The sequence below is a fragment of the Chloracidobacterium sp. N genome (assembly GCF_018304765.1).
Lineage (GTDB): Bacteria > Acidobacteriota > Blastocatellia > Chloracidobacteriales > Chloracidobacteriaceae > Chloracidobacterium > Chloracidobacterium aggregatum.
Genome location: NZ_CP072642.1, coordinates 164,317 through 185,359, shown reverse-complemented (window position 1 = coordinate 185,359; position 21,043 = coordinate 164,317). Strand labels below are relative to the sequence as shown.

At 61.7% G+C, this 21,043-nt stretch carries 18 protein-coding genes and 2 tRNA genes; 4 read left to right on the top strand and 16 right to left on the bottom strand.

The genetic code is table 11. The annotated features are described in order from the left end of the window. Positions 1-132 precede the first annotated feature (132 nt). Positions 133-1,329, top strand: a complete 1,197-nt coding sequence (locus tag J8C05_RS00745) for a geranylgeranyl diphosphate reductase (protein WP_211422350.1) — start codon at positions 133-135, stop codon at positions 1,327-1,329. A 9-nt stretch (positions 1,330-1,338) separates the two neighbouring features. Here J8C05_RS00745 and J8C05_RS00740 read toward each other — a convergent pair whose 3' ends face one another. Next, positions 1,339-2,847 carry an NADH-quinone oxidoreductase subunit N gene (locus J8C05_RS00740; protein WP_211422349.1) on the bottom strand — a complete coding sequence of 503 codons (1,509 nt, stop codon included), beginning with the start codon at positions 2,845-2,847 and terminating at the stop codon, positions 1,339-1,341. Between the two features lie 197 nt (positions 2,848-3,044). Here J8C05_RS00740 and J8C05_RS00735 point away from each other — a divergent pair, with 197 nt between their 5' ends. Both J8C05_RS00735 and J8C05_RS00730 read left to right on the top strand, forming a co-directional pair. Beyond that, positions 3,045-4,769 carry a YCF48-related protein gene (locus J8C05_RS00735; RefSeq protein WP_211422348.1) on the top strand — a complete coding sequence of 575 codons (1,725 nt, stop codon included), beginning with the start codon at positions 3,045-3,047 and terminating at the stop codon, positions 4,767-4,769. Beyond that, complete coding sequence (locus J8C05_RS00730; protein ID WP_211422347.1) at positions 4,769-6,070, top strand: ABC transporter permease; 1,302 nt, start codon at positions 4,769-4,771, stop codon at positions 6,068-6,070. The genes J8C05_RS00735 and J8C05_RS00730 overlap by 1 nt, the downstream gene beginning before the upstream one ends. Before the next feature lie 9 nt (positions 6,071-6,079). Here J8C05_RS00730 and J8C05_RS00725 read toward each other — a convergent pair whose 3' ends face one another. The 9 genes from J8C05_RS00725 to J8C05_RS00685 form a co-directional block, all read right to left on the bottom strand. After that, positions 6,080-6,649: a methyltransferase family protein gene (locus J8C05_RS00725; protein WP_211422346.1), complete on the bottom strand. Its 570-nt coding sequence runs from the start codon at positions 6,647-6,649 to the stop codon at positions 6,080-6,082. Continuing rightward, positions 6,646-7,620 (bottom strand): tryptophan--tRNA ligase, encoded by a 975-nt coding sequence (gene trpS / locus J8C05_RS00720; protein ID WP_211422345.1) that lies wholly within the window; start codon positions 7,618-7,620, stop codon positions 6,646-6,648. Before trpS ends, J8C05_RS00725 begins: the two co-directional genes overlap by 4 nt. 16 nt (positions 7,621-7,636) lie before the next feature. After that, positions 7,637-8,908 (bottom strand): MFS transporter, encoded by a 1,272-nt coding sequence (locus tag J8C05_RS00715; protein WP_211422344.1) that lies wholly within the window; start codon positions 8,906-8,908, stop codon positions 7,637-7,639. Positions 8,909-9,006: 98 nt separating this feature from the next. Beyond that, positions 9,007-10,440: an L-seryl-tRNA(Sec) selenium transferase gene (gene selA, locus J8C05_RS00710; protein WP_211422343.1), complete on the bottom strand. Its 1,434-nt coding sequence runs from the start codon at positions 10,438-10,440 to the stop codon at positions 9,007-9,009. Then, a complete protein-coding gene (locus J8C05_RS00705) occupies positions 10,415-11,287 on the bottom strand; it encodes a fumarylacetoacetate hydrolase family protein (protein WP_246840708.1) in 873 nt (290 codons plus the stop codon). Before J8C05_RS00705 ends, selA begins: the two co-directional genes overlap by 26 nt. Positions 11,288-11,584: 297 nt before the next feature. Continuing rightward, positions 11,585-11,660: transfer RNA gene (locus tag J8C05_RS00700), tRNA-Lys, on the bottom strand. 73 nt (positions 11,661-11,733) lie between these two features. Then, positions 11,734-12,975, bottom strand: coding sequence for an NAD(P)/FAD-dependent oxidoreductase (locus tag J8C05_RS00695; protein ID WP_211422342.1), 1,242 nt, complete (start codon positions 12,973-12,975; stop codon positions 11,734-11,736). A gap of 165 nt (positions 12,976-13,140) precedes the next feature. Continuing rightward, complete coding sequence (locus tag J8C05_RS00690) at positions 13,141-14,829, bottom strand: 30S ribosomal protein S1 (protein ID WP_211423160.1); 1,689 nt, start codon at positions 14,827-14,829, stop codon at positions 13,141-13,143. Between the two features lie 288 nt (positions 14,830-15,117). Beyond that, positions 15,118-15,192: transfer RNA gene (locus J8C05_RS00685), tRNA-Gly, on the bottom strand. A 303-nt stretch (positions 15,193-15,495) separates the two neighbouring features. Here J8C05_RS00685 and J8C05_RS00680 point away from each other — a divergent pair. Beyond that, a complete protein-coding gene (locus J8C05_RS00680) occupies positions 15,496-16,113 on the top strand; it encodes a DICT sensory domain-containing protein (RefSeq protein ID WP_211422341.1) in 618 nt (205 codons plus the stop codon). Positions 16,114-16,155: 42 nt separating this feature from the next. On the opposite strand, the gene J8C05_RS00675 is transcribed toward J8C05_RS00680, so the two are convergent. The 6 genes from J8C05_RS00675 to J8C05_RS00650 all read right to left on the bottom strand — a co-directional run bounded on the left by J8C05_RS00675 (position 16,156) and on the right by J8C05_RS00650 (position 20,927). Further along, positions 16,156-16,401: a ubiquitin family protein gene (locus J8C05_RS00675; RefSeq protein WP_058867740.1), complete on the bottom strand. Its 246-nt coding sequence runs from the start codon at positions 16,399-16,401 to the stop codon at positions 16,156-16,158. Between the two features lie 544 nt (positions 16,402-16,945). Further along, positions 16,946-18,199 (bottom strand): HesA/MoeB/ThiF family protein, encoded by a 1,254-nt coding sequence (locus J8C05_RS00670; RefSeq protein ID WP_211422340.1) that lies wholly within the window; start codon positions 18,197-18,199, stop codon positions 16,946-16,948. A 120-nt stretch (positions 18,200-18,319) separates the two neighbouring features. After that, positions 18,320-19,171, bottom strand: a complete 852-nt coding sequence (locus J8C05_RS00665; protein WP_211422339.1) for a tetratricopeptide repeat protein — start codon at positions 19,169-19,171, stop codon at positions 18,320-18,322. Positions 19,172-19,180: 9 nt separating this feature from the next. Then, on the bottom strand, positions 19,181-19,618 hold the full coding sequence (locus J8C05_RS00660; protein WP_211422338.1) for an ExbD/TolR family protein: 438 nt from the start codon (positions 19,616-19,618) through the stop codon (positions 19,181-19,183). 118 nt (positions 19,619-19,736) lie between these two features. Next, entirely contained in the window at positions 19,737-20,168 is a 432-nt protein-coding gene (locus J8C05_RS00655) for an ExbD/TolR family protein (RefSeq protein ID WP_211422337.1), read from the bottom strand. 3 nt (positions 20,169-20,171) lie between these two features. After that, on the bottom strand, positions 20,172-20,927 hold the full coding sequence (locus tag J8C05_RS00650) for a MotA/TolQ/ExbB proton channel family protein (RefSeq protein ID WP_211422336.1): 756 nt from the start codon (positions 20,925-20,927) through the stop codon (positions 20,172-20,174). Positions 20,928-21,043 lie beyond the last annotated feature (116 nt).

Sequence of the window (21,043 nt, the reverse complement as noted above, 5' to 3'; positions counted from 1 at the left end):
CGTTACACACGTTGCCCCAGACAGATCGCCCGGTTTTGCCGGGAGCGCGGCATAAAACCGTGATGCAGAAGTGGCCAGGCACAGAACAGCCCGGCTTCCCACCGTTGAAATCCATTACCGGGAGCGTGTTTTATGCGGGTGATTGTATGTGGAGGGGGGCCGGGCGGGTCCACAGCGGCGGCCACGTTGGCGCGGGCCGGCGTTGAGACGGTACTCATCGAAAAAAGTTTTTCCCGGATCAAACCCTGCGGTGGTGCCATTCCACCGGTTCTGGTGCGGGATTTCGACATTCCTGAGCACCTCATCCAGCGGCGGGTCTCCTCCGTGGCGGTCTATGCCCCGTCGGGGCGGGCCGTCACCATGGACATCCACCAGGGTTACGTCGGCATGGTCTGCCGCGAGGCGTTCGATGCGTTTCTGCGCCAGCGGGCAAGCCAACTCGGCGCTCTTGTCGTCGAGGGACGGGTTGAAGGCGTGGATGCCACCGAACGCGGCGCGACCGTCACCTTCACCACGCCCCAGGGAAACCGCCAGACGCTGGTGGCCGATGCCATCATCGGCGCGGACGGGGCCAATTCCTTCGTGGCGCGCACCTTCGATCTGCACCAGGGCGGTCTCGTCGCGGCGGCCGTCCAGGAGCGGTTTGCCCTCAATACCGAAACAGCGCGCCGCCTCAACGACCGTTGTGCCATTTACTATGACGGCCGCTACTCGCCCGACTTTTACGGCTGGGTCTTTCCCAAAGCCGACCACGTCGCCGTCGGCACCGGCACGGCCATTCGCAGCGCCAATCTCAAGGGACACCTTGAAGCCTTCAAGCAGCACCTGGGCATCAGTGAACGCCCCACGCTGCGCGAAGGCGCGCCCATTCCGCTCCGCCCCTATGACCGCTGGGTGACGAACCGCGTCGCGCTGGTTGGCGACGCCGCCGGACTCGTGGCCTCGAGTTCAGGCGAGGGGATTTTCTATGCCATGAAAAGCGGCGAGATGGCCGCTGAGGCCATGCTGGAATGTCGTCACGATCTGCGCAGCGAAAAACTCCATCGCGCCTACCAGAAGGCTTTTCTGAAGAAGTACGGCGCCACGTTCCGCTTCCTCGAACTGATGCAGAACCTGTACTACAAAAACGACGCCCGGCGGGAAGCATTCGTGGCCATCTGCCGCGACCGTGGCGTGCAGGATTTGACGTTTCAATCCTACATGTACAAAACGCTGGTGCGGATGCCGATGCTCGACGGCATCCGCATCATGAGCAAGAACTTCTACCACCTGACCCGCGCCCTGCTGGGGCTGTACCGCCCTACCCGGCTCGACGCCACTCCAGCCTGATTCGTGCGTTTACCGGCCCGGCATCGCCCGTGGCAACGGCGTAGCCCGTGGCAGCTCACCGGCCGGGGCGGATTCCACCTTGCGCGTCAGCCCGGCCAGGATGGGTTCTGGAAACACACCAAGATAGAACACGGCGGCCAGCGTCACTGACAGCACCGTGGTCAGCGTCCACGGCAGGTCGGGCAGTTCGTCCTCGTTTTGCCGCCCTTCCTGGAAAAACATCGTCACAATCGGGCGCAGGTAGTAGTAAAGCGACACGGCACTGTTGAGCACGGCAACGACGACCAGTTCGGCGTAGCCCCCCTGCCAGACTTCCCGGAAGAGAACAAATTTGCCCATAAAGCCGGCCGTCAGCGGAAGCCCCCCCAGTGCAAGCAGGAAGACCGCAAGCGCCACAGCCGCTCCCGGTGCCTGAAAGCCCAGCCCGGCGTAGTCCAGAATGAGCGTCTGGCGGTCGTCCTCACGCGCCACATAGGCCACGACGGCAAACGCCCCCAAGGTCATCACGGCATAGCCGGCGAGGTAAAACAGAGTGGCTTTCCAGTCGCCGACGATAACCCCCAACAGGGCATAGCCGGCGTGGGCAATCGAGGAATAAGCCAGCATGCGCTTGATGTCGTCCTGCACGATGGCCACGACGTTGCCGATGACCATCGAGAGCACGGCCACCGTGGCGAGGATGAGCGTCCACGTCTGGTGCAGCGCCCCGGCTTCAGCCGGAAACATCTCGGCAAAGACCCGCAGCAGGGCGACGAAGGCTGCCGCCTTGGGGCCGGCCGCCATAAAGGCCGTCACGGGCGTCGGCGCGCCCTGGTACACATCCGGCGCCCAGAGGTGAAACGGCGCGGCGGCCGCCTTGAAACACAGTCCGACCAGCATCAGCGCCGCCCCGGTCAGGAGCAGTGATTCCGACGTCAGGTTGCCGTTTTGCACGACGATCTGAATGGTCTTGAGATTGGTCGTGCGCGTCGCGCCATAGACCAGCGCCATGCCATAGACGAGAAAGCCCGTCGAAAACGAACCCAGAATGAAATACTTGACGGCCGCTTCATTCGACCGCAGATCGCTGCGCCGGAAACCGGCCATGGCGTAGGAGGCAATCGAAAGAATCTCGATACCCAGAAACAGCATGGCGAGGTCGCCAGCGCCGGCGATGAGCAGCATGCCTACCGTGGCAAAGGTCAGCAGGGCAAAGTATTCGCCGCCACTTTTGGACTGATGTCCAAAAGTTGGCATCGCCAGCAGGGCCGAGAGCGCCGCCACAAGGAGCAACACAAAGGCAAAGGCGGTACGCAGGGGGTCCGTCACCAGCATGCCGTTGAAGCTTGAACCCGGCGACAGACCAACCCAGCGCCAGACGCCATAGGCGGCCAGACCCAGCCCGCCCAACACGATCAGACCAGCCCACCGCCGGCTTTCTCTGGCAAAAGCGTCATACATCATGACTACCAAACCGGTAGCGGTCAGGCAGATTTCCGGGAGAACTGCGGTATAGTTGATGTCTGGATTGACGGGCATCGTGGATGGAGCAGAAACGAAATGGACTTGCGCACACCACACCATAATCACCGGTGCAAGCGACGGCAAGCGACATCCCGCCAACTTTTGTATGTTTCATCACAGGCCCAGTCCATCTGTCCGCCTTTTTCTCTGAAGCGACGGCAGTTATCCAGGTCAGGACTTTGCATTGCCGCCTTCCACGCCGGGAGACACCTGTGAGAACCTGCGCGCCCACCGGATACATTCTGGTTGCCATCCTGTTGTTCTGGCTGGGAACGTCCATCGGCCACGGCCGGGGCCACGGCCAGGGCCACGGCCAGGGACGGACACACACCGTCCAGGTGGCCTCGGTCAACGATGAAACGGTAGCCCGCGAAACCGTGGCCGCCTACCGGGCGCGGGGCGTGGCGGCCTACTACGTCAAGGTTGAACTGCCCCAGGGGACATTTTACCGGGTGCGGGTCGGACGCTTTGCCAGCCCGGCCGAAGCCCAACGCTACGCGCGTGCCATCGGCGTCCGGGATGCGTTTATCACGGTCTATGACGGCCCGGCAGATGCCGCGCTGACGCGCGCGCCGGCGCTCCCGGCCCCGCTTCCACCGCCGGGAAACACTCCGCCGTCAACCACGGCATCCGGGGGAAACACTCCTGCCAAAGCCCTGCCGCCGCCGGTGCTGGTCATCAAGCCAAAGGGCCAGCCGGCACCACCGCCGGCCGTCGTCAAGCCGCCGCCGGATACCAGCCCGCTGCCGGCTGGCGACCAAAGCACCGGCGGACAACCCGGCGACGCGGCTACAGCGCCCGGAGAAACACCCCCTCCCCCGGTGGAAGCCCCGGGGCGGCAGTTGCCCCGGCAGGCCGAACGTCCGGCGCTGCTTATGGAAGGAATCGCGGCCCCGGTGACGCCCGCCTGGGCGGATTTCCGTCCTGACCCGTCACCCTGGATACGCCTTTCCACACCCACCCGCGCCGATCTGCACTGCGCCTACTTCATCAGCCCGGAAAAAGGCTGGGTTGGCGGACGGCGCGGCACGCTTCTCCACACCGAAGATGGCGGCCGGCACTGGGTCGAACAGGTCACTGGCACCAAAGCCAACATCACCGGTCTGTTTTTTCTGAATGCCCAGACCGGCTGGGCAGCCGTCGGCGGCACCTATGGACTTGACCCGGCGGTAGATGGCATCGAACCCACCATCCTGCGCACGGACGATGGCGGGACGGTCTGGCGTCCCATCGCGGAACTCGATGTGCGCAGCCTGTGGTTTGTGAACGAACAGGTTGGGTTTGCCGTCGGCAACTACGGCGCGGTGTTCCGTACCACGGACGGCGGTGCAACGTGGACGGCCTGCGAGGGACTGCGGCGTGCCATCGAGCGGCCCGAAGGTCTCCCCGATGTCGTCCTGACGTTTACGCTCGTGCAGTTTCTCGATGAGCGCCGGGGCTGGGTGGCCGGCAACTTTTTCGGACGCGGCATCACGCGCCCGGCCGGTGTGTTCTGGACGCAGGACGGCGGCGAAACCTGGACGCGCTACCCGATTCCGTTTGCCGCCACGAGCGCCGACATCACCTCGATGCGCTTCCTCGATGCCCGGCGCGGCAGTGTCGTCTCGGAACTCTACCGGGGCGACGCCCGCTTCGTCACCCTGCACTTCACCAACGACGGCGGCGCGACGTGGAGCGAACGCCGGATGGCAGTGCCGGGCTTTCATGTGACACACTTTCTGGACGAACGTACGGGCTGGACTATCGGGGCACTGCTTTCCCGTGACAGCTCTTCCCCGCCGTATGAAGTCGGCATCTGGGCGACACGGGATGGCGGCCGCACCTGGCGGGAGGAAAAAACCCTTGCCGGCACGCAGATTTACGGAGCCTTCTTCCTCGATCCGCAAACCGGCTGGGCCGTGGGGCAGGGCGGCACGGTGCTGCGCTACCGGCCCTGATGTTTGAGGCCCTGATTTCTGAAACCGGAACGCTGACGGTGCAACTTTTTCTTGAAAACATCTGGCTGGCGCTCATCAATGTCTGGGCCAACAAGCTTCGTTCGCTGCTCACTGTTCTGGGCGTGCTGGTGGGCACGGCGACGGTCATTGCCGTTTCCTCGGTGCTGACCGGCGTCAAGGACCGGACGGCGAAGCTGGCGGCGCAGGTTGGGCCCGAGGTGCTTTACATCAGCCGCTACGATTCCATCGGGCCGCGCTTTTCACGGGTGACGCCCGAAGAACGACAGCGCAAACCGCTCACCGAAGAGGATGCCGAAGCCGTCAACCGCCTGCCTTCCGTCCGTGCCGCCACCCCGCAGCTTGTTGTCGGCAGCTTTGGGCCGAGTGCCACGCAGTACCGTCTCAAGTACAAGGGGCGCGAAGCCACTCGCCCGATTGCCTTTGGCGTCTGGGCCAACTACCCGGAAGTCCGCTGGCTGAACCTGCGCCTGGGACGCTTTTTTACCCCGGAAGAACACGACCGCAAGCTGGACGTAGCCGTGCTCGGCCCCGTTGCTGCCGAACAGCTCTTTGGCACGCAGAACCCGCTTGGCGAGATGGTGGAATTTGAAGGACGTTCCTACCGGGTCATCGGGGTCGTCGAAAAAGGCCCGACCGGCATTTTCGGTGATACGCCGGAAGACCGGCAAATCCTGATTCCCTACGCCAATCTGGCCCAGCGGTATCCCGACCTGCTCCGCGACCGTGGCATCACCATCATTGCCCACGCCCGTGAGGGCCGTCTCGAAGCTATGCGCGACGAAATCACGGAGCTGCTGCGCCGCCGCCGCCGGCTTCGCTCGGACCAGCCCGACAACTTCGGCATCAGCACGCCTGATGCTATTTTTGAGACTTTCAACAGCATCACCTCTGTGCTGGGCATCATTGCCGTCTCCCTGGCGTCGGTCAGTCTGCTCGTCGGCGGTATCGGTGTGATGAACATCATGCTCGTGTCGGTCACGGAGCGCACGAAGGAAATCGGGACGCGCCGCGCCGTCGGCGCACGCCGCCGGGACGTTCTGACGCAGTTTCTCATTGAAGCCGTGGTGCTTTCCCTCATCGGCGGCGCGCTGGGCATCGGGATTGGCGTCGGGATGAGCGCCGGACTCAACGCCTTTGTGCCCAGTGTGCCGTCGCTGGTGCCGCTCTGGTCCATCGGCGTCGGTTTTGGTATTTCGGTTGCTGTCGGACTCGTATCCGGTTTCCTGCCGGCGCTGCGGGCCGCCCAACTCGACCCGGCCGAGGCGCTGCGGTACGAGTAGCCCGCGCCCTCACCCTGCCCACCAGAGCTTGAGGCCCAGCAGCAGGAAAACCGTTGCCAGTCCCAGCCCGGCCTGATATTCGCGGTGGCGCACGTACAGCCGCCAGTCAAAGCCATCCCCCAAGGCGGCTGCCAGGCGGCGCAGGTCGGGCACGAAGAGCGGTGTCCGGGCCGCGTACGCTGGATAGGTATCGGGAAACAAACGGGCCAGGTGCGCGGCTTCCGCCTGCATGACGGGCCAGTAAATCCCGACAAACAACCCGGCAACCAACAGAGCGAGCGGCCATGGCGCGCCGGCCGTCAGACAGCCCGTGGTCATCCAGGCACTTCCCCAGTACAGCGGATTGCGCGCCAGACGGTAGGGCCCCCGCACCGTCAGCACTTCGTCCTTGCGCAGGTGGCCGGTGGCCCAGGCCCGCCAGCCCAGCCCGACGAGACTGAGGCTGCCGCCAATTGCCATGGAAACCGGCGTCGGCTGCGCCAGCAGCACAAACAGCGCCGCCGCCACAAAACCCAACGGAACGCGCAGCGTCTGGGCCCGGTGCCGCCACCCGGCCGCCGAATCACGCGGCCCTCTCATGCCAGACCGCAGGCCGCACGCGCGGCCTCGATGGTTGCCAGCGCCTCGGTGCGTGCGCGCCGGGCGCCCTCCCGCAGTACGTCCTCGATGTCATCGGGCCGCGCCAGCAAAGCTGCAAAACGCTCACGCGCCGGACCAAAAAAGGTTTTCAGCTTGGCCAGCAGGGCTTTTTTGGCTTCTCCGTAGCCGTAGCCGCCAGCGCGAAAGGCATCCGCCATGGCAGCCTTTTCCTCCGGCGTGGCGACCAGCGCGTAAAGCTGGAAAATCGTATTCCGCTCCGGGTCCTTGGGGGCTTCAACGGGCGCGGAGTCAGTGACAATCCCCATGACGGACTTTTTCAGCGCCGCGTCATCAGCAAAGAGTTCGATGACATTTCCGTACGACTTGCTCATCTTCTGCCCGTCGGTTCCCGGCACAATGCCAGCTACTTCACTGACGCGGACTTCCGGCAGCACGAACACCTCGCCGTAGGTGTGGTTGAAGTAGCCGGCCATGTCGCGGGTCATCTCCACGTGCTGCACCTGGTCGGCCCCGACCGGAACGACGTTTGAACGGTAAGCCAGGATGTCCGCGGCCATGAGCACCGGGTAGTAAAACAGCCCGACTTTGGGGGCAATCCCGCGCGCAACCTTGTCCTTGTAGGCGTGGGCGCGTTCGAGCAGCCCCATGCCGGTCACGGTGGCCAGAAGCCACGCGAGCTCGTGCAGTTCGGGAATATCCGACTGGCGGAACAGCACGGCGCGCCGGGGATCGAGTCCCAGCGCCAGGTAGGCGGCAGCCACCTCGCGCGTCAGCGCACGCAGTTGGGCGGCGTCGTTGATCGTCGTCAGCGCGTGGTAGTTGGCGATGAAATAAAACGCCTCGCCTTCGTGCTGAAGCGCCAGATGCTGCGCAATCGCGCCAAAGTAGTTGCCCAGATGGAGTTTGCCCGAAGGTTGAATGCCGGAGAGAAAACGTTTTGGTTGGGTCATCGTGATGTTGCCTCGGTTATGTCGCCTCGACGAAATCCAGCGCCTTGCCGTGGGACTCTTCCAGCAGCGCCAGCGCGAGATAGGCCAGCAGCGTGCAGCCAATCCCGACGGCCAGGGCGCTGTAGAGTAGCCCAAGCGCCGTGTGGTGTGTCAGCCACTGGAGCGCCAGCGTCAGGGGGACGACCGAGGCCCGGACAAAATTCGGCGCACTGGTGGCCACAGTGGCGCGCAGGTTTGTGCCGAACTGTTCGGCGGCAATCGTGATGAACACCGCCCAGTAGCCGGCCGCAATGCCGATGCAGAAGCACAGCCCGTAGAAGTAGGTCGGCGACGCGCCCCGTGAGCCGACATAGACGAAGGTCAGCAGCAGGGTCAGCGTCTGAAAGGCAAAGACGACCCGCCGCCGGCTGCGGAAATACTGGCTGAGCAGGCCGCTGGCCAGATCGCCCACCACGAGGCCGGCGTAGGCATACTTGATGGATTCGCCGGCGGTGATGCCCGGAATGCCCAACTCACGGGACAACTCCGGCGACAGCGTGATGAGAATCCCGATGGCAAACCACAGTGGCACGCCGATGAGAATCGAGCAGAAGAACCGGCGGAAGCGGTCGCCGTTTGTAAACAGGGCGAAGAAATCGCCGCGCGACACTTCCTGGGTTTCAAGCGCCTGAAACATCCGCGATTCGAGCAGGGTGGCGCGGGTCGCCAGCAGGAGAAAGCCCAGGATGCCGCCCGTCATGTAGGCCACCTGCCAGGAGAAATACTTGCCCACGGTAGCGGCCACCACGGCCCCTGACACGCCGACGCCGGCGACGATGGCTGTTCCGTAGCCGCGCAGGTCTTTGGGCAGACTTTCACTGACGAGCGTCACGGCTGCCCCCAGTTCTCCGGCCAGCCCGACGCCGGCCAGAAAACGCAGCACAACATAGAGTTGGAATGCCGTGACGCCGCCGGGCAGCAGCGCCGCCAACTCGATGATGAAGGCATTGGCAAAGTTGGCGACGGAATAGAGCAGAATCGAACCGAACAGGACGGAACGCCGTCCGCGCCTGTCGCCAAGGACGCCCCACATGATGCCGCCGAGCAGCAGCCCGATCATCTGCACATCGAGCAGCAGGATGCCGTCATCGAGCAGGCGCTGGCCTTCCAGACCAAGCGCCTGCAAACTGGGAACGCGCACGATGCCAAACAGCAGCAGGTCATAGATGTCCACGAAGTAGCCCAAAGCCGAAACAATCACCGTCGCCGAAAGGAGTGGCCGAAACCGTTCAGGCAAAAGCTGGCGCATAGACGGAAAGGGTTATCTGACCGGAAATCATGCGATGTCCGGCAAGCATAACCGAAAGGCGCTGTGGCCGTCGCCAGCGACTTTGGGCGGAAGGCCCGTCAGGCCAGACTTCTGACAATGCCTGCCACCAGATCACGTTCCTGGGCGGGCAGCACGGTACGCGGGTCGCACACGATGTTGTTTCGCACGATGCGCGCCACGATAGGCGGTGTACCACAGCGCAGGTGGGCAGCCAGTTCTTCGGCTGCAAGGTGTCTGGGAGAGAGGCAGATGAGCGTCGTGGGAAGCTGGACGTGGGGCGCGCAGCCACCGCCGATAACGGACTGGCCGGCTTCCAGCGTCACCGTGGCGCTTCCGGGCGGTATCTGACGACGAATGGAACGGGCGAGCCGCCGGGCGCGGCGGTCAAGGTCGGCTGGCGACTGGCGGATCATGGCCAGCACCGGAATGGCATCCGTTTGACCGGTGCGGTACAGCCGCAGGGTGGCTTCCAGCGCCGCGTAGGTCAGCTTGTCAGCGCGCAGCACACGCAGCAGCGGATTTTGCCGGAGGCGCGCGATGAGCGCCTGCCGTCCGGCGATGATACCCGCCTGGGGGCCGCCCAGCAGTTTGTCGGCGCTGAAGGTGACAACATCCGCGCCTTCGGCCAGCGAGCGCACCGGAGAGGGTTCATCGTCAAGCCCACAGCCGGCGAGGTCGGCCAGCAGTCCGCTGCCCACGTCTTCAAACAGCAGCAGGTTGTGCTGGCGTGCCAGTGCGGCCAACGCTGCCAGCGATGGACGTTCCGTAAAACCCAGCAGGCGGAAGTTCGAGGGATGAACCCGGACGATGAGGCGTACATCCGGCGCATTTGTCAGTGCGGCTTCGTAGTCGGACAGGCGGGTACGGTTGGTTGTGCCGACTTCGCACAGCCGGACGCCGCTTTTGGCCATGATGTCGGGAATGCGGAACCCGCCGCCGATTTCCACGAGTTCGCCGCGTGAAATCAGGGCCGTCTGACCGCGTGCCAGTGTATCGAGAACCAGCCACACGGCGGCGGCGCAGTTATTGACGACGAGCGCGGCTTCGCAGCCAAGCAGCGCCTGCCAGTGGGCTTCGCTGTGGCGGTCACGGCGGCTGCGTTCGCCGGCGGACAGGTCATATTCCAGGTTGCTGTAGCCCTGTCCGACAGCCAGCAGGGCGTCCAGGGCGGCTTTTGCCAGGGGCGCGCGACCGAGGTTGGTGTGCAGGATGACGCCGGTGGCATTGATGACCGGGATCAGGCCCGGCTGGGCGGCCAGCCGCTGCCGGGCGAGGTCCAGCCCACGCGCCAGCAGGTCTGCCGGTGTGGCCTCGGTTGCGGGCTGCTGGCGGAGTTCGGCGCGCAGGCGGGCAATGGCTTCGCGGGCGGCAGCGCGCTGCTCGGCGGGCGTGTGGCGGGCTGGTGCGGCATCGGCGGCAAGCGACCGGGCAAGGGCCTGGGCCAGTCGTTCGACCGACGGCAGGGCGCGCAACCGCTGGCGTACGTCAGGCGGCGACGCTGGCGACGACATGGTTGCGAAGGGTGCCGATATGTTCGATTGTGATGGCTACTTCGTCGCCGGGCTGGAGAAAGACCGGCGGTTGCCGGAACACGCCGACGCCGCCGGGTGTCCCGGTTGAGATGACATCGCCGGGTTCAAGCGTCATGGACTGTGACAGAAACCAGATGAGATAGGGAATGTCGAAAATCATTTCCCGGGTGTTGGAAGCCTGCATGACCTCTCCGTTGCGCGTCAGGCGGATGTCGAGGGCGTGCGGGTTGGGGATGTCGTCCGGCGTCACGAGCCAGGGCCCTATGGGCGCGAAGGTGTCGCAGGATTTGGCGCGGGTAAACTGCTTGTCCTGGCGTTGCATGTCGCGGGCGCTGACATCGTTGAGAATGGTGTAGCCGCCAACGTAGTCGTACGCGGCTTCGCGCGGCACGCAGCGGGCGGTTTTTCCGATGACGACAGCCAGCTCGGCTTCGTAGTCCACTTCGCGGCTGTTGGGCGGCAGGACGATGGGTGCGTTGTGGGCGGTTATGGCGCTGGCGTACTTGGCAAAGATGACGGGTTCCGTGGGCGGTGTTTTGCCCTGTTCGGCGGCGTGGTCGCGGTAGTTCAGTCCGACGGCAATGATTTTGCCCGGACGCGGTACAGGCGGCAGGTAGGTCACTTCGGTCAGGGGAAGGACGGACTGGCTTTGCCGTTCGGCTTCGGCCTGGGCGTGGGTGACAAGAGCAATTCGGGCGTTGGTATCAAGGTTGAAGACATCGCCGGGTGTGGTCAGGGCGTGGCTGACATCCACGGCCAGGCTGTCCAGCACAAGACCGGTGAAGGGCAAGGGGCGGGACGGATGACGGAACAATCCAAGGCGCATAATGGAGAAGTGCGGGCGTCTCACCCGCTATGACGGTTTGGGATCGTGGGCGTCCCGCCCACGTATAGCATTCTTGGGAGCGCGGGCGTACAACCCGCTTATAGCATCCTGGGAGTGCGGGCGTCCCGCCCGCTTCTGACTATGGGGGCGCAGGTGCGTCGCCACGCAAGGCATCTATCGGATGACCGGCTTTTCCTGAGTTACCCTACCTGACAGAGGAAGTGAGAGGGAAGATCAGGCTTCCATGGAAGCAGTCGGGAAACCCGCGCTCCCAGTGAGGTCGGGAACAGGGCAGCGTGGTGGGTCGTGTAGGGCTCGAACCTACGACCCGCTGATTAAGAGTCAGCTGCTCTACCAACTGAGCTAACGACCCACGTGTGCCAAACCGTATGCCGAATTGTATAGGTGGCACCAGCCGTTTTTGTCAAGCCGGGCACTGCCCCTGCTCAGGAAGCCGATGTGGGCGCCGGCGCTGACCATGCCTGCCAGGTTTCTTCCAGCGACTGCCCCAGCCAGCTCAGTCCAACCCGCGCGGCATGCCACGGCTCCGGCATCGCCAGCAGGTACACCAAACGGCGCGTGAGATACCCCGCCACACCATTGAACGCCACACCAAGGATGTTGGCCCCCGCACAGCCACGCCCCAGGGTCATCATTTCACCAAGCGGTTCGTAGTGGTACTCCCGCAAAGCCGCCCCCTGCTGCGCCGCGGCAATGTTGTGGGCCACGACCAGCGCCTGCCGTACCGCGACCTGGGCCGTTGCCGGCGCGGCGACGCTGGCGGCAATGTCACCCAAAGCATACACGCTTGGAAAACCGGGAACTTCAAGCGTCCGGCTGACCGGAATCCGCCCGCGTCGGTCACGGACAAAAGGAAACTCCGCCAGTACCGGCGCCGGACGGCTGCCGGCCGTCCACACGATGGTCTTGGCGGCAATGTGTGTGCCGTCTTCCAGCTCCACGCCAGCGGACGAGCAGGAGGCGACCCCAACGCCCAAGTGCAGCTTGATGTGGCGGCGCGCCAGCTCACGGTGCGCCAGATGCCGCAGAGCAGAGGCATACTGGGGCAGGATGTCAGGCAGGCGATCCACAAGATGCAGATGCGCCCGGGTTGGCGGCAGCCCGGCCTGACGGAGTTCGGACTGAAGCCTGTCAGCCGCCACGGCCGCCAGTTCAACCCCACTCGGGCCAGCCCCGATGACGACCAGTGAGACGGTTTCCCGTGGCGCAGCAGCCGCGTGCTGCACGGCCTCCACCAGTGACCTTTTCAGAGCATGGGCATCCGCCAGGGAGCGAAAGGGACGGGTGTGCGCCTTGACGCCCGGCAGGCCAAAGTCGTCGGCTACGCTGCCCAGTGCCAGTACAAGGGTGTCTGCCTCAAGGGTCTGCTCTCCGTCGGCACAGCGGACGCGGACGCCATACCGACGTGGCTGAAATTCGCCGCCGAGTACTTCCCCACAGACAAACCGGCAGTTCCGTGGCAACACTTCCTCAAAAGGTGGCGCAATATGCCAGTCAGCCACCTCATCGGTCAGGATTTCATACAACAGTGGAAGGAAAAGAAAGGTCGGAGTACGGCTGACGAGGGTAACCTCTGCCGTTTGGGTTACGCCTAGGGCGCTCAGCGCCCGCGCGGTGTAGAGTCCGCCAAACCCGCCTCCCAAGATCAGAACCCGGTGCTTTCCCATGCCGATACACCAGAGCAGATGATGGGTGGCGGTAAGGTGACGCCTTCAAATGACGTCATTCAACAGGCAGTACCAACCGACCCCAGAACTTCACCCGACCCAAAGAAATGCGGACTGCTGGCTCGCAGTACGTACCTGACTCACGGGCCTGACTCACAGCCCTGACTAACGTGATTCCTTGTCACCACGCAGGAAACGGGCCACTTCACCCAGGCTGGTCATGCTTTCGTTGTTGAGGTAGTTGCTGACATCCTCGGGGTCATTTTCCTTGCCTACCGCACGCGCCGACAGGCCAATCTTGCGGTTGGACTCGTCCAGCTTGAGGATTTTGAAGGGCAGAACCTGCCCGACAGAAACGACCGACTCAGCCCGGTCCACACGCTGATCGGAAAGTTCAGAAATGTGGCACAGTCCCTCGATGCCTTCTTCGAGTTCGACGAAGACCCCAAAACCCGCCAGACGCACCACCTTGCCCGTCACGACATCGCCCACCCGGTGACTCTGGAAGAAGCGCTCCCAGGCGTTGGGTTCAAGGTCCTTGATGGACAGGCTCAGCCGTCGGTTTGCCGTGTCAATGTTGGTGATGATGGCCTCGATGGACTGCCCCTTCTTCAAAACGTCGGAAGGATGCTTGACGCGCTTCGTCCAGGACAGATCGGAGACGTGAATGAGGCCGTCAATGCCATCCTCGATTTCCACGAAAGCCCCGAAGTCGGTCAGGTTGCGCACCTTGCCACTGACCCGTGAGCCCACCGAATACCGCTGCGCCACCGAATCCCAGGGATTGGGCTGGATTTGCTTCATCCCCAGACTGATGCGGCGATTGGCCGGATCGACTTCCAAAATCATGGCTTCGACCTCGTCGCCGACCGAGACCAGCTTGGAGGGATGCTTGATCCGCTTGGACCACGTCATTTCGGAAACGTGAACCAGCCCTTCGATGCCGTCTTCGAGTTCGACGAACGCGCCATAGTCCGTGACCGAGACCACCCGCCCTTTGACGATGTCATTCTTGCGAAACCGCTCCGTCACCGTATCCCACGGATCGGGAAGCAGTTGTTTGTAGCCCAGACTGACCCGCTCCCGCTCGCGGTCGAACTTGAGCACCTTGACCTGAACGGTGTCGCCGATGTTGAACATATCGGACGGCTTCGGCAGCCGTCCCCACGACATGTCCGTCACGTGCAGCAGCCCGTCAATCCCCCCAAGGTCAATGAAAGCGCCATAATCCGTGAGGTTTTTGACCTGCCCGGAGACAATGACGTTTTCATCGAGCATGCGCAGGGTTTCCGCCTTCCGGGCGGTGGTCTCTTCTTCGAGCAGGACCTTGCGCGACAGGACAATGTTGTTGCGCTTCTTGTTGAGCTTGAGGATGCGGAAGGTCATCTCACGCCCGATGAGGGCATCCAGGTTGCGGAGCGGACGGGTGTCCGCCTGGCTTCCCGGCAAAAATGCCATCACCCCACCCAGGTCCACTTGGAGCCCACCCTTGGTGCGCTCCGTGATTTTTCCGGTGACGGTCTGGTTTTCCGTAAAGGCTTTTTCGATGACTTCCCAGAGGTGATGGCGCCGGGCATCGGCATACGAAAGCTCGACATAACCATCCCCGCCTTCAATCTGCTTGACCATGACCTCGACCGAAGCGCCCCGCGCCACGGTCAGCTCACCATCCGGCCCGGTAAACTCCTCTTTTGGCACCAGCCCTTCCGACTTGAAGCCAATATCAACGACGACGCCACGCTCCGTAATCGAGACGACCTGCCCAACCACGATGTCCCCGGGCGAAACCGAAGTGGACGTTTGCTCGTAGTCGTCGAGCATGGAGGCAAAGTCGGTGTCCTCGGACGCTTCCATCCCCGGCGTCGCCGCAGACTCGGCATCCGGGGTGGCTTCTTCTGGCGCTGGTGGTGAAGTGATGCCCGGTGTGCGTAACGGCTTAATCGTCAAGCCTTCAGGACCGGACGGCTGTACATTGTCTGCCATGAGTTCGGAAATCTCTTTTTTGAAATTGTGCTGGTGGAAGCTTGCGACTCTACAACTTTCACGTAGCCTGTGTCAAGCCGCGTCAAGCATCATAAACAAACATCATAAACAAAAAGACGACGCGCCAGAAGGCTGCCGTCGTCTTTTTGCTGGATTGTCTGGAGCGGGAGACGAGATTTGAACTCGCGACTTCAACCTTGGCAAGGTTGCACTCTACCACTGAGTTACTCCCGCAGACATGCTCACCGGGACTGTCGAGCGCTCAGCAGGATAGACAGCCTGAAACGGCTTTGTCAAGCCCTTTGTTTGTGGCACCTGCCGTTGCCCTCCCTCCCCACGTCCTGCCCCGGAACGGCGCGCCCCGGGACAAAGTTAAAAAAAAATACACTTTTTCGCGGAACATGGGTTGTGTCCCCTCCCAAAGTGTATGAAAATACACTTAGCCGTTGGAGACACCATCACGACCAACGAGCCATGTCCCCGGCAGCCCATTCCCGCCGGTCGCCGATGGGGCGCGGTTGCCACGGGAGTTTCGCCATGTCGGCACCCATCGTCAAAACGTTTGAAGACATTGTGCATCACCTCGACGCACGCGCCGAGCGCAACGGTGGCGGGCTACCCGTCACGGAGACCGATACGTTCCGCACGCTCAACTTTTCCCTGATGTTGAGCATTTCACACTACATCGAAGACCGCTTCGTCGAGAAACGGCTCTCCGGGCTGTTCGTCGCTTCCTTTCAGAGACTGTCGCTGTTTCTGCACCAGCAGGAACGCTATGCGGCGATTGCCAGTACCTCACAACAGGTCTGGATCATTGGTGAACCCGACATCGCGCCCCCCTTCGTCGCCGACAATCTTCAGTTTTTCCGCCCGGCTGACGCCGAGTGTCGGGACTACTGGATTGTTCTCAGTGATGATCCCCGCTTTCGGATCGCCCTGTTTGCCCGCGAGTGCCATGCGCCGGAGCCGCCCCCGGCCGCACCTGTCAAAGCCGCACCCGTCAAAAACGGGCAGGCCGGCGGGAAGCGTCGGTTTGAAGGGTTTTGGACCTATCGGGATGAGTATATTGATGCCATCCGCGCCAGCCTCCAGGCCCACTATGCCCGGCCGGAACTCCGCGTTCTGCCCCAGACGGATACCGTGGGGATTCCCTAAGTGCCACCCACCCGCGGACTGGCCGGTCCAGTCCACTGTTCACTATCCACCACGGGTGTTGAGAAAAATCCCGATCGTATCCCCGGAGACCACTCCCGCCTGAGCCAAGGTCTGGTTGGGACGCAGTTGCATATTGCGAAACACGAGCGTCGTCCCCGGCACATTCGGGATGACACCGGCCTCGATGAGGTTTCGCACAATGGCGTCCGCCGTCATGTCGTCAGAAACTGTAACTTCCACTTCCTTCCCGTTGTTTTCATTGCGAAAGGTGATGTCAACATCAGACATTGGCAACGACCTCGACTCCTGATGTCAGCGCCCTTGTGCACATGGGCTTCAGATTACAAGGTGTAATGGTCACAGCGTGTGCAATAACCGGTTGGCACCTCGAAGCAGTCGTCCTGGTGACACACTTCGCACCGCACCGGTTGATCTTCCCGCTTGACGCGAAAGGTACGCCCTGCGCTTCCAGGCAGGGAGGGGGTATAGTAGTTCCGCCGGTGTAAATCGGCATAATGGTGCCGTGGAAACAGAATATGATTCCCGGAGCGGCTTCCTTCTTCAAGCTCACGGCGTACCTGGTAGAGTTCATAGAACTCAAAGCCACAGGACACGAGGATAATCAGTATGAAAAGAAGCGAACCCAAAACTGCGACCCCTTCCATACGGCACGTATCCTTTCCTAAGCCAGAAGCTGTCTGGGATGTAGGGGGCTGAAGTTGAAAACCTTCGAGGCTGTCGAAGCCGCCGCCCACCAATGCCACTCACACGTCCACGCTTCGGGGAAGCCCGTCATCGCTTCCGATGCGGGACGCCACGCCCGGGAGTCAGGTTATCCACGGGATGCGGCCAAGGTTTCCACTCCCCAGTCTCCCAGAACGGTTGCCACATCACCGGTCAACTCACAGGACCAGTGTCGTCCCCGTTGGTCCTCGACCATCAGAATGTGCAGGGGCGGTAGTCCCAGTTGGCGCAACGTACGCTGCTCGTCCTCACCCGTCATGGGTGCCCCCCCAAAGGTGTCGCCCGTAAAGCAAGTGATAATTTCAATGTAGCTGTCTGCGGTAGCCACCGGTGGCAATGCTTCACTTATAGCAAAAACGGCGGGGCTTGGACAGTCAGCGCAAACCAGCTCGTCATCGTAGAGCCGGTGCGCCGGACGTTGCACCAGCAGGGGCCGGCCACACTGACGGCAGGCAATACGGCGGATGTAGCGCCGGCCGAGGTGGACCGTCACCCCACGTCCAAACCGTTCTTCGAGAACATCGAGGGTCTGCCTTAGTGAAGTATCCACACCAATGGGCAATTCCATGACCGGACCCAGACGACCGTGAGCCAGACAGTGCGGGTCGTAAGGCAACTGAATCGCGTGAAAGCCGTGGGTGTGACCGTTGTACACATACCGCACACCAAAGTTCACCGGCTCACCGTGCAGCACCTTGAGGGCTTCCTGAACCTGAAGGGCGGAAGTCAGTGCCGATGTCACCTGGATCGTCGGCAAACGGTCTTCCACCATGTGGCGCCGGCGCACCTGTTCGCAGGAATCATACCGTGACTGCGCATCGGCGACCTGATCCGGGGTCACAGCACATTCAAAACATGCCCCGGCCTCACCTGAAAATGAGGTGACACTGCCGGTCAGCTCATGCATGCCGGCATTGATCCAGGGAACGCCCACGGCGCGCGCAGCACGATTGATGGCCAGACGTGCTTCGTCATTGTCCACACAGCCCAAAATCACGTCCATCCGCCGAAAGACACCGAGTCCGACATCCCACACCAGGTCAGCATCCAGTGCGCGGACCGTCCCCCCGGTATCACGGCAAAGGGCTTGTGTCCGCTCAGCCGCTACCTGTGCCTTGCGACGACCAATGTCAGCAGGCTGAAACAGGACCGTGCGACTGAGGTTGGAGGGAGAAATGTCATCCTGGTCAACGACCAGCATCCGCCGTGCCCCCAAGAGAGCCAGGTTTTTGAGGGTTTCATTGCCCAGCGCGCCAGCCCCAACCACCATGATGCGCGCTGACTGCAGAACCTCCTGCCTCCACCAGCTCAGTCGTTCCTGTCGCTCAAAGAAGGACTCCATGGATGCGGTTTCAGCCAAGGACAGTCAGAGGCGTGTGGCATCACAAAGATGCAAAAAGATTGACCGTAGCTGCTTCCAGGCTACGGTCAACAGAACACAGGAAAATCTGGAGAGACCAGCTTAGCTGCTGCCAGACAGCTCAGCCGCCGCCTGCCGGTTCAACTCCTGAAACTTCTCAACGGCTTCCTGGGCTGACCGTTCGAGCTGATTGACAACCTGCGGGTCAGCCGTGGCCTTGGCCTGTTCTTTGAGCAGAAGGGACTTGTAGCTATAGGCATTGGCATACCGCGGGTCGGCAGCAATGGCTTCTTCAATGTACTTCAGCCCTGTCTGAACGGCTTGCTGGAGCGCATCAATATCTTCTTTCTTCCATTTGTCCGGCTTGGCCACTTCCGGGAGTTTGCCTGGTACCTGGGTTTCGTATTTTCTCGATATTTTTGTGGCTTCGTTCCAGTAGATGACACCGATGGAGTAGAGACACTCAGCCTTTGTTGTCGGCTTCTGACCAGGCAGGTCAGCACGCTTTTTCAGCCATTCCTGATAACTTTTTTGATCATCCAGTGTCTTGTACAGGTCAGCAATAAAGGCATACGTCTGATCGCGGTCACGCTCTTTCAGACGCGATTCATTTTCAGGCTTGAGAAGTTCCTTGTAGGCTTCAATAGCCTGCCTGGCAGCTTTGGCTTGCTCCTCACCATCCTCGTTGTTGACACGGGAACGAATGGCCGTGGCGTAAAAGAGCTTGGCTTGGAGGAAGTCCGGATCACGCTCGATGGCTTCCTTGAAAATCTTCTCTGCCTTTTCGTAGCGCCCCTTGTTGTACTCCCGCGCGCCCTGATTCAGCAAATCCTTGGCAATGAGCTTGTTGCATCCAGCCATGCCAAAGGCGAGCGCAAGTGCCCCGCACAGGGGGAAGACCCTGCGCCATGCAGAATCCCACGCCCGGCAGTCACGCAGTGTTTGTGTCGTCATAGGAATCACTCAATCGAGGTTGTCAATCTGCAATCCAATCGGAGCCGCACCGGCCCCCTTGGCAAGGTCAATGAGCTTCATGACGCGCTCATACTGGACATCCCGTGGGGCCTTGATGAAGGCCGCCCGAAGATCAGACGGACGATTGTCGAGGAACTCTTTCAGCTCACGCTTAAGCTGCTCTTCAGTTTTTTCCTGTGTGTTCCACCGGATGACACCCTGCCGATCAATAGTCAGCACCGGAAAGATGGTGTCACTTTTCACCTGCTGCTGCTCTTTGGGTTTTTCCGGGATTTTGCTCTCAAAGCGGTGTGGGTCCTTGTGCTTGATGACCATGAAGATAATGATCATCACCAGCAGGACATCGATCAGCGGTGTAATGTTGACATCCGGGCGCGGGCCGCTGGTGTCGCTACCACTTGGGCCGCCGCCAGTTGACATCCCCATGGCTATCCCCTCCTAACAGGTTGCATGCTTCATTGCGCCCCCTTGACCTTCTATACCCCTCAGTACGCACCGGACTGCGTGCGGCGGCCGCCGTGGCAGAAAAGACAGGTCATGGGAGTCACTTCTTCTTGCGCTTTTCAGTGACGAGGCCAATCCGGTCTATACCGGCATTGCGGATGGCATCCACAGTCATCACCACTTCGCCGTAAGGAACAGTCTTCTCAGCCCGGATGTAGACGACCTGTTCTTCCTTTTTGGCTTTCTCACGCATCAGGCGCTTGATCCGCTCGACCAGTTCGGTTCGGGCTACCGGATCACGCCCGACATAGTACTGCCCGGTCTGCGGGATCGAAACCACGACCGAGGTGTCTTTGGTAATGTTCGGGTCTTCTTCCGGGTTGTCGTTTTCGGGCAGGTTGACATTGACCCCCTGCGACAACAACGGGGTGACGACAATGAAGATAATCAGCAGCACCAGCATCACGTCCACCATGGGCGTTACGTTGATGTCGCTGTTGTAGCCGCTTCCACCACCAGCCGACATGCCCATGGCTTAGCGCGCTCCCCGCCGCTTGAGGAAGTAGTCAATCAACTCGGATGACGAGTTTTCCATTTCGACGTTGTAGGCCTCGACCTTGCTCGTGAAGTAGTTGAACATCCACACGGCCGGCACCGCCACCAGCAGACCGAACGCCGTCTCGATCAGCGCCTCGGAGATTCCCCCGGCCACGGCGCCGATCCCCGCGCCTTCGGCTTCCTTCATCCCCTGGAAAGCGTTGATGATACCGATTACCGTGCCGAACAGGCCCACAAACGGCGCCGTGGAACCAATTGTGGCCAACCCCGAAAGCCCCTTCTTGAACTCGGCCATCTTGACGGCGACCGCCCGTTGCAGGGCCCGCTTTGAGGCTTCAATCACATCACCGGAAAGATTCGGGTCATTCTGATGCGCACGGAACTCCTGCAAGCCGGCATTGACAACGACGGCCAGATGGCTCTTGCGGTGCTGGTCGGCAATGTTGATGGCTTCCTCGATACGGTCATTCTTCAGCGCCTGTGCCACTTTGGGAGCGAATTCACGCGACTGGGTTTTCGCCTGCGTGTAGGTCAGAAAACGCTCGACCATGATGGCAATCGAATAGACCGACATGAGGAACAAAATGATCGCCACGGCCAACGCCGTCGGCCCCATCTTGCGGATCATGCCGAGCAGGGTAAAGTCTTCGGTTTCGGCCTTGCCGCCTTCAGCAGCAAACATGATGATTGCCTGCATGGTCAGCAAGCCGAACTTGGTGAAAAGCAACGTCATGAGATGTCATCCTCCAAAGTAGAAGAAAGCTTCCAAGGTAGGGACCAAGGGGGTTACAGCACTACCTCTCAGCGGAGGGAACCACCCCTGCCCGGTCACTCAAAAACAGGGGCGCA